Origin of the sequence: Pseudomonas fluorescens (assembly GCF_001648775.1) — a bacterium.
In the GTDB taxonomy this organism is placed as follows: Bacteria; Pseudomonadota; Gammaproteobacteria; order Pseudomonadales; family Pseudomonadaceae; genus Aquipseudomonas; species Aquipseudomonas fluorescens_M.
Map to the genome: position 1 here is coordinate 14,259 of NZ_LVEJ01000007.1, position 12,733 is coordinate 26,991.

A 12,733-nucleotide genomic window follows, 5' to 3' on the forward strand; every position below is an offset into this window, starting at 1 on the left:
TGTCAATTACTCTTCTGCACGTACCACGCCGCGCTCTTCAAGCAAGCGCACAAACATGCTCAAACTGCGCGAAACCGTGCCCCGTCGCCACACCAGCCAAGTGGTCAGAAAGCGAAAGTCCGCCGCCAATGGCCAGACGCTGACGGTCGCGCTGCCGGGCATGCTCTGCAGCATTTTGCGCGGCATCAGCGCCAGCCCAGCGCCGGCGCTGACACACGCGAGCATGCCGTGATAGGACTCCATTTCGAAGATCTTGCCCGGCACGGCGGCGTCGGTGCTGAACCACTTTTCGAAGTGATGCCGGTAGGAGCAGTTGGAACGGAACGCATAGATATTCTCGCCGTTGACGTCTGCCGCACGTTGGACCGGGGCGTGATTGAGCGGTGCGATGATGACCATTTCTTCCTCGAACGCCGGTACGCCCTCCAAGGTCGGGTGCAACACCGGACCGTCGACAAAAGCGGCAGCCAGACGCCCGGAAAGCACGCCCTCGATCATCGTCCCGGATGGCCCGGTGGACAGGTCGAGATCGACTTTCGGGTGCAATTGGTTATACGCCGCGAGCAACTCGGGAATGCGCACCGCTGCCGTACTTTCCAGCGAACCCAGGGGAAACGCGCCTTGCGGTTCTTCGCCCGCCACCGTCGCCCGAGCTTCCTGCACCAGGTCGAGAATCCGCCGCGCATATTCAAGAAAACTCCACCCCGCCGGTGACAAGCGCAGACGGCTTTTCTCGCGGATAAACAGATCAACTCCGAGATCCTGCTCAAGTTGCTTGATCCGCGTGGTCAGGTTCGACGGCACGCGGTGGATCTGCGTAGCGGCGGCGCTGATGCTGCCGTGTTCGGCCACGGCTTTGAAAATTTCCAGCTGCACCAGATCCACAGTCATTCTCCAATCGTGAAAGAAACGATCTTTATTATTCAGTTTCCAGAAAACAAACACCACCCTACTCTAGGCTCATCCGACGAACATGCAGGACGACGCCATGAGCCAGATTTCCAGCCAGACCCACGCCATCTCGATCAACCCCGCCACTGGCGAGCAGATCGGTCACTACGCGTTTGAATCCGCGCAAGCCCTCGACGCCGCGCTGACCCGCGCCGCTTATGGTTTCGGCAAGTGGAAGCGCAAGCCGCTGCAGGATCGTTCGCGCTTGTTGACCGCGCTGGCCGCTGCGCTGCGTGAAACCAGCGATGCCATGGCGACGATGATCACTCAGGAAATGGGCAAGCCAATCGCCCAGGCTCGTGGCGAAATCGAAAAATGCGCCAAGCTCTGCGAGTGGTACGCCGAACACGGCCCGGCGATGCTCGACGCTGAGCCGACGCAGGTTGAAGGTGGCAAGGCGCGCATCGAATACCGTCCGCTCGGCCCGATTCTCGCGGTGATGCCGTGGAACTTCCCGATCTGGCAAGTGCTGCGCGGTGCCGTTCCGGCGCTGATCGCCGGCAACACTTACGTGCTCAAGCACGCGCCGAACGTGATGGGCAGCGCCTATCTGCTGCGCGACGCCTTCACCCGCGCCGGTTTCGCCGAGGGTGTTTTTGAAGTGATCAACGTCACACCTGAAGGTGTATCCACCGCCATCGCCGACCCGCGCATTGCCGCCGTGACCCTGACCGGCAGCGTCCGTGCCGGCATGGCCATCGGCGCTCAGGCCGGTGCCGCGTTGAAGAAATGCGTGCTGGAACTGGGCGGTTCCGATCCGTTTATCGTGCTCAACGACGCCGATCTGGACGAAGCTGTGCAAGCGGCGGTCGTTGGTCGTTACCAGAACTCCGGTCAGGTCTGCGCGGCAGCCAAACGGCTGATCATCGAAGAAGGCGTGGTTGAAGAATTCACCCGCAAGTTCGTCGAGGCTACGCGTAAGTTAAAGGTCGGTGATCCATTGTCCGCCGAGACCTACATCGGCCCGATGGCGCGTTTCGATCTGCGTGATGAGCTCGACCAGCAAGTGCGCGACACCCTGGAAGAAGGCGCCACCCTGCTGCTCGGCGGCGGCAAGTCGCAAGGCCCGGGCAACTACTACGAGCCGACCGTGCTGGCCGATGTCACCGACCGCATGACCTCGTTCAAACAGGAACTGTTCGGCCCGGTCGCGTCGATCATCACCGCCCGCGATTGCGCCCACGCCGTGGCCTTGGCCAACGACAGTGAGTTCGGCCTGACCGCGACGATCTACACCGCCAACGTGGCACTGGCCCAGCAACTGACCAGCGAACTGGACACCGGCGGCGTGTTCATCAACGGCTACTCCGCCAGCGATCCACGCGTAACTTTTGGTGGCGTGAAGAAAAGCGGTTTCGGCCGTGAACTGTCGCACTTCGGCGTTCGCGAGTTCTGCAATGCACAGACCGTGTGGCTGGATCGCAAATAATCCAGACACCGGAAAAACGGTGGGAGCGAGCCTGCACGCGAAGGGTGAATGTCAGCCAACACATCTGTTGCTGACACACCGCTTTCGCGAGCAGGCTCGCTCCCACTTTGGCTTTAGGCGGCGGCCTGTTGCGACTCGGCGATGCTGCGATCCTTGCTCAACAATCCCAGCACTACCGCCGCCGAGACGAGGGTGATCACCGTCAGAATGTGCAACAGGTACTGAAACGCCGACGCATACCCTTGCACCAGGCGTTCGTTGGCCAGACCTGGCACGCTGTTGATCGCATGCGCCATATCGCCTGTGGTCACCCGATGCGCGGTTTCGGCAATCAGTTGTGCTTGCGCACTGCCCGCCACAACGTGCACGGCACTCGACAGATCAGCGTGCAGCAATGACGCCAGCACTGCCGCGACAATCGCCAAGGCGATCCCCTCACCCGCCACGCGCACCGTGCTGAAGATGCCCGCGGCCATGCCTGCGCGTTCTTTCGGCACGACACTGACCGACAAACCATCCATCAGCCCCCACGGCAATCCGGCGCCAATGCCGATCAGCAGCATCGGCACCACCAGCGCAAATGTCGCGTCACCGACGTTGTACAGACTCAGCCAATGCAGGCCCACGGCAGCAATCAGGAACCCCGCTCCAGACAAGATGCCCGCGGAAACAAAACGCGCCAGCGAGGCCGCCAGCATCGGCACCACCAGCATCGGTGCCGACAACGCCAGTAACAGCAGACCGGCATCGATTTCGCTCAAGCCCTCAACGCCGATGAAGCGCAGCGGCAACATCACCACCAGCACGATGTAGCAGAAACACGTGCCGATCGGCAGCATCTGCACGCCAATGAATCGCGGATAACGGAACAGGGTCAGATCGAGCATCGGCCGTTCGACACGCATTTCGACGATCACGAAAGCTGCCAGCAACACCGCCGAAGCGCCCAATAAAGTGATCACCAAAGGACTGTCCCAACCACTGTCCGGCGCCTGGATCAGGCCAAACGTGAACAACGCCAGCATTGCGCTGAACAGCAGCGTGCCCGGCCAGTCCAGCCCCTTGGCATCGGGGTCGCGGGTTTCGCGCATGCGTGGCAGGCCGAAGACCATCGCTATCACGCCGATCAACGCGGTAAAGACAAAAATCGCCCGCCAGTTGAAGGCCTCAATCAATGCCCCTGCCACCAAGGGTCCGAACGCCAGACCGATGCCGAACGTCGTACCGAGCACGCTGTAAGCCCGGGTCCGGGCATGCCCTTCGAACTCTTGCGCCAACGCCGCCGAGCCGCTGGCCAGCGCCGCCGCGCCTGCGACACCTTGCACAGCACGCAACACATCCAGCCAGAACACCGAAGGTGCCAGGCTCTGCGCAATCGAGGCGGCGGTAAACAGCAGCATGCCGAAGGTGAACAGGCGTTTGCGTCCATACACATCAGCCAATGCGCCGGCGGCCATCAGCAAACTGCCGAACGACAGCATGAACGCGTTGGTGATCCACGTCAGCGCCACCGGGCTGCCGCCCAGATCGCGACCAATGGCCGGCGTCGCCACCGCGCCGCCGGTAAAACTGAGCGGCAAGACCAGAGCCGAGAGGCACACGGCCGCGAGTATGAGCAACTTGTCGCGCGTTCCGTGCGGCTGAATCATAGCGTTCATCATTCCATCCTTTGAGCAATCACAAAGCTGCGTCGCGCAGCGAATAAGGCGCGAAATACACAGAAAAATCCACAGAAGTTTGCGCACGAAAGAGATGAGAGCGAGCAACCTCGCTCTCACAGCTCATGCGTTCAGTTGGCGAAGTCGGTGGACAGCGCCAGCTCATTCCAATCGGCCAACTCCTGCGCCACCAGGCGATTCTTCGCCTCAATCCGCGCAATCGTGTCGCTGCCCAGCGCCAGGCGCAGCGGCGGGTTCGGGGCATTGACCAGCGCCAGCATCGCCTCGGCAAACTTCAGCGGATCACCCGGTTGCGCATGATTGGCCGCTTCGGCGAACACGCGCATCTTGCCCACGGTTTCGTCGTAGTCCGGCAGCTCGAGTTGCGTTTTGATCAACGATTGCTCATCAAGGAAATCAGTGCGAAAGAAACCCGGCTCGACCACCGAGGCTTGAATGCCCAACGGCGCCAATTCCTGATGCAGTGCCTCGGTGATGCCTTCGACGGCAAACTTGGTCGAGCCGTAAACACCCCAGCCCATGTACGCCTGATAGCCGCCGATCGACGAAATATTGATCACCCGGCCACTGCGTTGCGCACGCATGTGCGGCAGCACGGCTCGGGTGACGTTGAGCAGGCCGAACACGTTGGTCGCGAACAGGCGCTCGGTTTCGCTGGCGCTGGTTTCTTCTACCGCGCCCAGCACGCCAAACCCGGCGTTGTTGATCAATACGTCGATTCGGCCAAATCGTTTGATGCCTGCGGCGACCGCTTGATGCGCTTGCTCTTCGCGGGTCACGTCGAGGCGTACGGCCAGCAGGTTCGGCTGATCGCCGAGGCGGTCGGTGATGTCTTGCGGGTTGCGCGCGGTGGCAATCACCGCGTCACCGGCACGCAAGGCCTGCTCGGCGATGAGAATGCCAAAACCACGGGAAGCGCCAGTAATGAACCAGGTACGCATAACAACTTCTCCTGTTAGAAACCCTGACATGGGTGCCGGGCCTGTTTGATAAGTTGATGCGACTTTAAAGCCGTGCTACTGATGCGATAATCCCAACAATTTTGCATGACTTTGTGAAAGGTATTCATAGATGAAATCACCTTCGGCGGCGGATCTCAGCGTTTTCCTGTGCACTGCGCAGCACTTGAACTTCAGCAAAGCCGCCATCGAACTCGGCCTGACCCCCTCCGCTCTTAGCCATTCAGTAAAGGCGCTGGAAAATCGCCTGGGCGTGCGCCTGTTCAATCGCACCACCCGCAGCGTGGCGTTGACCGAGGCTGGCGAGCGCCTGTACGCGCGATTGAAACCGGCCTTTCGCGACATCGACGATGCGCTGGAAGACCTCAACCATTTCCGCGACAAACCCTCGGGTAACTTGCGCATCACCTCGGGGCGGCAAGCCTGCGAATTGGTGTTGCTGCCGATTGCCAGTGAGTTTTTGCAGGTGTACCCGGACATTCGTATGGAAGTGGTCGAGAGCGATGCGCTGCTGGATATCGTCGCCAATGGATTCGATGCCGGCGTGCGCTTCGGCGATCGCCTGGAGGCGGACATGGTGTCGCTGCCGATTGGCCCGACAATGCGCTCGGTAGTGGTCGGCTCACCCGCGTTTTTCGAACGCTACGCGGCACCGCAAAAACCCGAGGATCTGCACGGATTGCCGTGCATCCGCCACCGCTACCCCAGCGGTTCGATGTATCGCTGGGAGCTCAAGCGCGGCGGCATTGCCCAGGAAATCGAAGTCAACGGCCCGCTGACCCTCGGCGATGTCAGCCTGATGGTCGGGCCCGCGCTGCAGGGACTTGGTCTGGCTTATGTGTTCGAAGACATGGTCAGCGAACACCTCGCCAGCGGGCGGCTGGTGCAAGTACTGGCTGACTGGTGCCCCTGGTATCCGGGTCTGCACTTGTACTACCCGAGCCGCCGTCATGTGCCGGCAGCGCTGAAGGCGTTTATCGACTTCGTGCGCAACCGGCGCTAGCGCTTAAAGGTATTTCAACCAGACGATGTCACGGCGACGAGCCTTCAACGCCGAGAACCAGCGCACCGCCGGGAACAGCGCAATAGCCAGAATGACGGCCGCCAGCCAGATCGCCGAGACGGACGAAAAACCGAAATAGCTGCCCTGATTCAGTCCGAACAGAGCCACGCCGATCACGTATAAAACCTTCAACGCGTACAGATGCAGCAGGTAGAAAAACATCGGTGCCGAACCGAAAACGCTCAACCAGCGAATCCAGCGACGATCCTGTACACGCTCGAAGGCCAGTAGCAGCAACAGCCCGACGCTCACCGTCAGCGCGATAAACAGCAGCGACGGTGGGTATTTGGTGATGTTGAAAAAGCTCATCAGTGTTTGCAGCAGCGTGTCGCCCACGGCCCATGGTTTTTCGCCGTAGCCGTTGATCAACCGCACCCCGACAAAACCCAGCAGCCCGGCGCTACCCGCAATCAGCAGGTGTCGTTGACGAAATACCGCTTCAACGCCGCGAGCAAACCACGGCCCCAGCGCATAACCGAGACCGATCACACCAATCCACGGCAACAACGGATAGGAGGTACGCAAACGCAGGTTATCGCTGACGTCGATCCAGCCGCGATCATGCAAAATCGCCCACGGCACATGCAGCGCCGACTCCACGGGGAAATGCACAGTGTCGAGCAGGTTGTGCCCGGCAATGTTCATCAGGCTCAACGTCAGCAACAACCAGCGCGGCAGCCAGACCAGCAGCGACAAGGCGATCATGCTCAAACCGATAGCCCAGATCACTTGCAGATAAATCACGCTCGGCGGCAACTGGAACGTCCATGCGAAGTTCACCAACGTGAATTCCAGCACCACCAGAAACAGACCGCGCTTGAACAGAAACGCACTGACATCGGCCTTGCCCGCGTACTTTTCACCGAACAACCACGCCGACAATCCGGTCAGCAGTACGAACACCGGTGCACACAGATGCGCCAACGTGCGGCTGAAAAACAGTGCCGGCTCGGTGCTGGCAATGTCCATCGGGTCACTGACCTGACGGTGCAGCAAGAAGGTTTCGCGCACGTGGTCCAACAGCATTAACAGAATCACCAAGCCTCTGAGGGCGTCAATGGACAGCAGCCGGCCAGTGGTCAATGGGGCAGAACGAGGGAGCACAATCGTCATGAGCGTTTCGCAATCGAAGGGATAACAGCGGGCGCCCAAAAGGAGCACCCCTAAAAATTTGCGTTACCTTATAACAATAAACGGCAAAAACCCAAGCTCAATCGATAGTGATTCTCAGAAAAACCTCGGTTGATCTGGACGCACAAGTTGCCCAATAGCCTCAGGCTTCTATAGTGATCAAGTCCCCTGCCCTTGCGGCCTGCTGTCGAGCGTTGTCCATGGTCAACACCGATCACCTGATCATCTGCGAACACTGCGATTGCGTTTACGAAAAAGCCGTGCTCGCCAAACATCAAAAGTCCCTCTGCGTGCGTTGCGGCGGCGTGCTGCAGCGCTTCAACGGTTTGACCGTCGAACAGCGCTTGGCGCTGACGTTCACGGCGGCGATGCTTTGGCTGTTCGCCAATTTCTATCCGGTGATGAGCATCAGCCTCAAAGGCCTGAAAAATAGCGCGACGCTGTGGGATTCGGTGCTGGCGCTGAGTCAGGGGCCAATCACCTTTATGGCGATGGTCGCGGCGATTTCGATCATCATCGCCCCGGCGTTTCAACTGGTGCTGCTGGTGTGGGTGCTGAGCTTCGCGCTCTCCTCGCGACGCGCTCCTGGCTTCAAGGTGTGCATGCGCTGGCTGGAAACCCTGCGCCCGTGGAGCATGCTCGAAGTGTGCCTGCTGGGGGCGATGGTGGCGGTGTTCAAACTGGCAGGATTGCTCGATGTATTGCCCGGTATCGGCCTGTTTGCGCTGGCCGTGTTGAGCTTGATGATGATCAGGATTGCCGGCCGTGATATCCGCGACCTCTGGGACATTTTATGAAACGCCCACCGACCGCCAGCGAACTCAATCTGTGCCTGTGTCATAGCTGCGGGCTGGCCTGTGACATGACCGACGAACCGCACGAGTGCCCGCGTTGCGATGCGCCGCTGCACCGGCGCAAGAGCAATTCGCTGACCCGCACCTGGGCCTACATGCTCGCCGCGCTGGCGTTTTACGTGCCGGCCAATCTCTTGCCGGTGATGAACACCACCATGCTTGGCAGCGGTGCCGACAGCACCATCATGAGCGGCGTGCTGGAGTTCTGGGAGGCCGGCGCGTGGGACATCGCGCTGATCATTTTCATCGCCAGCATCGCGGTGCCGGGGATCAAGTTCGTCGCCCTGACGTTACTGCTGACGACCGTGCAACGCGACAGCGCCTGGGCGCGCAAGGAACGCTCGAAGCTGTACCGTTTCGTCGAGCTGATCGGCTATTGGTCGATGCTCGACGTGTTGGTGGTGGCGCTGGTCGCGGCGCTGGTGAAGTTTCAGGCGCTGGGCGATATCGAGCCACGACCGGGCATCCTGTTTTTCGGCCTGGTCGTGGTGTTTACCATGCTCGCGGCGATGAGTTTCGATCCGCGCCTGATCTGGGACAAGGACAGCGGCGGCGACCTCAGCGACGCAGAACCTGGAGCAGCACCTGTAACGGATGACGCAGTGCCTGATCCGACTGGCGCTTGACCTGACTGCGGCAGGAATAACCGGTCGCCAGTGCTTCACCCTGCTCTGCTGGCGCCTGGACCTGACGGGCCCACGACTGCTCGTAGATCACCGCTGAGGTCTGGCGATTGCGCGCCTCGTGGCCATACGTGCCGGACATGCCGCAGCAACCGGTGGCTTGCGTGGCCAGCTTCAATCCTGCACGTTCGAACACCTGTTCCCACTGGCGCGTCGCGGCCGGCGCGTTGGTTTTCTCGGTGCAGTGGGCGAGCAGGCGGAACGACGCGGTTTTGTCCTGAGGCAACTGCTCGGGCATGACCTTGAGCAACCACTCCTGCACCAGCGCCACTTCCGGGCACTGCTCCATCCCCGGCACTTTCAGATATTCCTGGCGATAGACCAGCGTCATCGCCGGATCGAGGCCCAGCAACGGCACGCCCACGTCCGCCAATTCACGCAGTTGCCGAGCATTGCGCAACGCCGCGCGGTTGAATGCCGAGAGGAACCCCTGCACGTGCAACGGCTTGCCGTTGGCGCTGAATGGCGCCAGATACACCTGATAACCCAGACGCGAAATCAGCTCGACCAGATCCGCCAGCAACGGCGCTTCAAAGTAGCGCGTAAACGCGTCCTGCACGATGACCACGCTGCGCTCGCGTTGCGCCTGGGTCAGCGCCGACAAGGTCGAAACCGTCGCCGGCTGCACCTGCCAACGGCGCATCGCCGCGTGGAAATCAAAACGGCTGAGCAGCGGCACATCGACCATGCCACCGATCCGCGCCAGTAATCCACGAACCCATGCAGCGCCCATCAAGCCGTTGTAAAGCGCCGGAATCCGCGCCATGTACGGGATGCTGTACTCCAGCGAGGCAATCAGATAATCCCGCGCCGGGCGCAGATAACGGCTGTGATACAACTCCAGAAAGCGCGAGCGAAACTCCGGCACATTGACCTTCACCGGGCACTGCCCCGCGCAGGATTTGCAGGCCAGGCAACCGGCCATGGCGTCGTAGACTTCGTGGGAGAAGTCTTCCGACTGCTGGCGCGTATTGCGCCAGCGCTGCCACAGCGTGCTGAAAAACGCCGGCGTGCGAATCGCCTCGGACAACACATCAACGCCCGCCTCGCCCTGCAAACGCAGCCATTCGCGAATCAACGAGGCGCGGCCCTTCGGCGATTGCGCTCGTTCGCGGGTGGCTTTCCACGACGGGCACATCGCATCGTCAGGATCGAAGTTGTAGCAGGCGCCGTTGCCGTTGCAGTGCATGGCGGCGCCGTAGCTCTGCCAGACCTTCTCGTCGATCTGCCGGTCGAGTTCACCGCGCAAAGTGACTTCATCGATTTTCAGCAACGCCACGTCGGTGTTGGCCGGCGTGGCGATTTTACCCGGGTTGAACTGGTTGAACGGGTCGAATGCCGCTTTCAGCGCTTGCAGCGCCGGATACAACTCACCGAAGAACGCCGGTGAGTATTCCGAGCGCAGACCTTTACCGTGCTCGCCCCACAACAGGCCGCCATAACGCTGAGTCAGCGCCGCGACGCCATCGGACACCGGACGCACCAGTGCCGCTTGCTGCGGATCTTTCATGTCGAGGATGGGCCGCACGTGCAACACACCGGCATCGACATGGCCGAACATGCCGTACTGCAAACCGTGGCTGTCGAGCAGGTCGCGCAACTCGGCAATGTATTCGGCCAGGTGTTGCGGCGGCACCGCAGTGTCTTCGACAAACGGCTGCGGGCGCGCTTCGCCGGCGACGTTGCCGAGCAAGCCCACCGCACGTTTGCGCATGCCGTAGACTTTGTTCACCGCTGCGTGACCGACCGCCAGCGTGTGGCCCAGACGCTCGACCGTGCGGTCGTTGCTCAAGTGCTCGACGAACGCCTCGACCCGGCGCTGCAAATCTTCGGGATCGTCGCCGCAGAACTCGACGAGGTTGATGCCCAGCGTCGGCCGCTCGGCGCTTTCCGGGAAATACTCGGCGACGCCGTGCCAGACGATGTCCTGCATCGCCAGCAACAACACTTTCGAGTCGACGGTTTCAATCGACAACGGCTTGAGCGCCATCAACGCCCGCGCATCGCGCAAGGCGTCCATGAACCCGGCGTAGCGAATGTTCACCAGCATCGAGTGTTTGGGGATCGGCAGCACATTCAACCGCGCCTCGACGACAAACCCCAGCGATCCCTCGGCACCGCACAACACGCTGTTGAGGTTAAAGCGATTGTCCGCCTCACGCAGGTGCGCGAGGTCATAACCGGTCAGGCAGCGGTTGAGATCGGGAAAGCGCTGTTTGATCAGCTCACCCTGCTCATCAATGATCTGCCGCGCACAGCGATAGATTTCGCCGACGCGATCTTCGCGGGCACACAGCGCTTCAAGCTCACTTTCCTCAAGCGGCAAACCGTGCAAACGCTCACCGCCGCGCAAAACCATGTCGAGTTCGAGCACATGGTCGCGGGTCTTGCCGTAGGTGCAACTGCCCTGGCCGCTGGCGTCGGTGTTGATCATGCCGCCGACGGTGGCGCGGTTGGAGGTCGACAGTTCCGGGGCGAAAAACAGCCCGGCGGATTTCAACGCAGCGTTGAGCTGGTCCTTGACCACCCCGGCCTGGACGCGCACCCAGCGCTCCTCGACGTTGATTTCGAGGATGCGGTTCATGTGCCGCGACAGGTCGACGACGATACCGTCAGTCAGCGATTGGCCGTTGGTGCCGGTGCCGCCACCGCGCGGGGTGATCACCACTTGCTGGTACGCCGGCTCGGCGATCAGTCGCGCCACGCGCGCCACGTCATCGGCGTCCATCGGAAACACCGCCGCTTGCGGCAGACGTTGATAGATCGAGTTGTCAGTCGCCAACACCACGCGGCTGGCGTAATCGGCGCTGATCTCACCGCGAAAGCCGCTGGCCTTCAGGGCTTTGAGGAACTGCTGGTAATCGTTGGTCAGGACTTTTGCGGGCGACAGCTGGGCAATCATCGGTCAGGGTATCTCGGTCAAAATCGGGCCGTGTGGCGGTGAACAGTTGTACGCAACGAATGATTGCGTCAGGCTCCGCCATCTCATGGTGCCCATGTTCATTGCTGGCGAACGCCGGGACAACCGTAAATTCGACCCACTATTGATGACTTTTACGAATGAATCCGCGCACGCTCACCCCTTCCATGTCGTTATTGCTGGCCTTTGAAGCGGCGGCGCGCCACGAAAGCTACACCCGCGCCGCCCACGAACTGTCGCTGACGCAGAGCGCGGTCAGCCGTCAGGTGCAGATTCTCGAGAAGATGCTCGGCATGCGCTTGTTCAGCCGCGAAGGTCGGCAAGTGGTGCTGACCGATGTCGGGCGCATGTATCAGAGCGAACTCGCCGAAGCCTTGGGTCAGATTCGCAGTGCCACCTTGCAGGCGATGGCGTTTGGTTCCGGCATCCACAGTTTGCGCCTGGCGACGCTGCCGACTTTCGGTTCGAAATGGTTGCTGCCACGCCTGAAGGATTTCTACACCGCGCACCCAGGCATGACCGTGCACTTGCATTCACGGATCGAAGCGATCGACTTTGATACCAGCGAAATCGATGCGGCAATCTGTGTGGGCGGCGGAGAGTGGCCGGGGTTGACTGCCCTGCCCCTGCACACGGAAGAACTGGTGGTGATTGCCAGCGCTCAGCTATCGGCTGCCGAGCGCGATGACGCCGAACAACATATCGCCGGGCAACTGCTGCTCAATGTCAGCAGTAATGCGCAGGCGTGGGCGGAATGGTTCAGCCATCACGGTTTGCCGCACCGCAGCATGCGCATCGGGCCGAGCTTTGAAATGACCTCGCACTTGATTCAGGCGGTGCGGGCGAATATTGGTGTGGGGTTGGTGCCGCGGATTCTGGTTGAAGACGAGTTGTTGAATGGCGAGTTGCTGCAACTGGGCGAGCCGATTACCAGTCGACGCAGCTATTACCTGGTGTATCCGCCGCGTAATGAGAATTTGCCGTCGCTGAAAGCGTTTCGGGATTGGTTGGTACATACACTCTGAAGAATGAGTCGCCCCCTTCGCGAGCAAGCTCGCTCCCAC

Annotated in this window: 10 protein-coding genes; 5 read left to right on the forward strand and 5 right to left on the reverse strand. The window is 60.8% G+C overall.

Translation table 11 applies throughout. The features are described 5' to 3' along the window. Positions 1-6: 6 nt before the first annotated feature. Positions 7-885 (reverse strand): putrescine utilization regulator PtrR, encoded by an 879-nt coding sequence (gene ptrR / locus A8O26_RS08090; RefSeq protein WP_064117647.1) that lies wholly within the window; start codon positions 883-885, stop codon positions 7-9. Positions 886-988: 103 nt separating this feature from the next. Between ptrR and A8O26_RS08095 the strand changes: the two genes are divergently transcribed. Then, positions 989-2,380 carry an aldehyde dehydrogenase family protein gene (locus A8O26_RS08095; protein ID WP_064117531.1) on the forward strand — a complete coding sequence of 464 codons (1,392 nt, stop codon included), beginning with the start codon at positions 989-991 and terminating at the stop codon, positions 2,378-2,380. Positions 2,381-2,493: 113 nt separating this feature from the next. On the opposite strand, the gene A8O26_RS08100 is transcribed toward A8O26_RS08095, so the two are convergent. Next, a complete protein-coding gene (locus tag A8O26_RS08100; protein WP_064117532.1) occupies positions 2,494-4,038 on the reverse strand; it encodes an MFS transporter in 1,545 nt (514 codons plus the stop codon). A gap of 131 nt (positions 4,039-4,169) precedes the next feature. Continuing rightward, positions 4,170-5,000 carry an oxidoreductase gene (locus A8O26_RS08105; RefSeq protein ID WP_064117533.1) on the reverse strand — a complete coding sequence of 277 codons (831 nt, stop codon included), beginning with the start codon at positions 4,998-5,000 and terminating at the stop codon, positions 4,170-4,172. A gap of 130 nt (positions 5,001-5,130) precedes the next feature. Here A8O26_RS08105 and A8O26_RS08110 point away from each other — a divergent pair, with 130 nt between their 5' ends. Next, complete coding sequence (locus tag A8O26_RS08110; RefSeq protein WP_064117534.1) at positions 5,131-6,021, forward strand: LysR family transcriptional regulator; 891 nt, start codon at positions 5,131-5,133, stop codon at positions 6,019-6,021. A 3-nt stretch (positions 6,022-6,024) separates the two neighbouring features. Here the strand turns inward: A8O26_RS08110 and A8O26_RS08115 are convergent, their stop codons facing one another. Next, the gene (locus A8O26_RS08115) at positions 6,025-7,194 is read right to left on the reverse strand and encodes a DUF1624 domain-containing protein (RefSeq protein WP_064117535.1); all 1,170 of its coding nucleotides are present in this window, start codon (positions 7,192-7,194) and stop codon (positions 6,025-6,027) included. Between the two features lie 218 nt (positions 7,195-7,412). Between A8O26_RS08115 and A8O26_RS08120 the strand changes: the two genes are divergently transcribed. Together A8O26_RS08120 and A8O26_RS08125 are read left to right on the forward strand one after the other, a co-directional pair. Continuing rightward, positions 7,413-8,009 (forward strand): paraquat-inducible protein A, encoded by a 597-nt coding sequence (locus A8O26_RS08120; RefSeq protein ID WP_064117536.1) that lies wholly within the window; start codon positions 7,413-7,415, stop codon positions 8,007-8,009. Next, positions 8,006-8,692, forward strand: a complete 687-nt coding sequence (locus tag A8O26_RS08125; protein WP_064117537.1) for a paraquat-inducible protein A — start codon at positions 8,006-8,008, stop codon at positions 8,690-8,692. Before A8O26_RS08120 ends, A8O26_RS08125 begins: the two co-directional genes overlap by 4 nt. Here the strand turns inward: A8O26_RS08125 and ydiJ are convergent. Continuing rightward, the gene (gene ydiJ, locus A8O26_RS08130) at positions 8,625-11,651 is read right to left on the reverse strand and encodes a D-2-hydroxyglutarate dehydrogenase YdiJ (RefSeq protein ID WP_064117538.1); all 3,027 of its coding nucleotides are present in this window, start codon (positions 11,649-11,651) and stop codon (positions 8,625-8,627) included. The genes A8O26_RS08125 and ydiJ overlap by 68 nt on opposite strands. Positions 11,652-11,809: 158 nt before the next feature. On the opposite strand from ydiJ, the gene A8O26_RS08135 reads away from it, so the two are divergent. After that, the gene (locus A8O26_RS08135; protein WP_064117539.1) at positions 11,810-12,694 is read left to right on the forward strand and encodes a LysR substrate-binding domain-containing protein; all 885 of its coding nucleotides are present in this window, start codon (positions 11,810-11,812) and stop codon (positions 12,692-12,694) included. The last annotated feature ends 39 nt before the right edge of the window (positions 12,695-12,733 follow it).

Bases quoted from the DNA above. Each gene is read 5' to 3' on its own strand.
- A8O26_RS08095 (WP_064117531.1), top strand. From the start codon at position 989: ATGAGCCAGATTTCCAGCCAGACCCACGCCATCTCGATCAACCCCGCC.
- A8O26_RS08100 (WP_064117532.1), bottom strand. From the start codon at position 4,038: ATGAACGCTATGATTCAGCCGCACGGAACGCGCGACAAGTTGCTCATA.
- A8O26_RS08105 (WP_064117533.1), bottom strand. From the start codon at position 5,000: ATGCGTACCTGGTTCATTACTGGCGCTTCCCGTGGTTTTGGCATTCTC.
- A8O26_RS08110 (WP_064117534.1), top strand. From the start codon at position 5,131: ATGAAATCACCTTCGGCGGCGGATCTCAGCGTTTTCCTGTGCACTGCG.
- A8O26_RS08115 (WP_064117535.1), bottom strand. From the start codon at position 7,194: ATGACGATTGTGCTCCCTCGTTCTGCCCCATTGACCACTGGCCGGCTG.
- A8O26_RS08120 (WP_064117536.1), top strand. From the start codon at position 7,413: ATGGTCAACACCGATCACCTGATCATCTGCGAACACTGCGATTGCGTT.
- A8O26_RS08125 (WP_064117537.1), top strand. From the start codon at position 8,006: ATGAAACGCCCACCGACCGCCAGCGAACTCAATCTGTGCCTGTGTCAT.
- ydiJ (WP_064117538.1), bottom strand. From the start codon at position 11,651: ATGATTGCCCAGCTGTCGCCCGCAAAAGTCCTGACCAACGATTACCAG.
- A8O26_RS08135 (WP_064117539.1), top strand. From the start codon at position 11,810: ATGAATCCGCGCACGCTCACCCCTTCCATGTCGTTATTGCTGGCCTTT.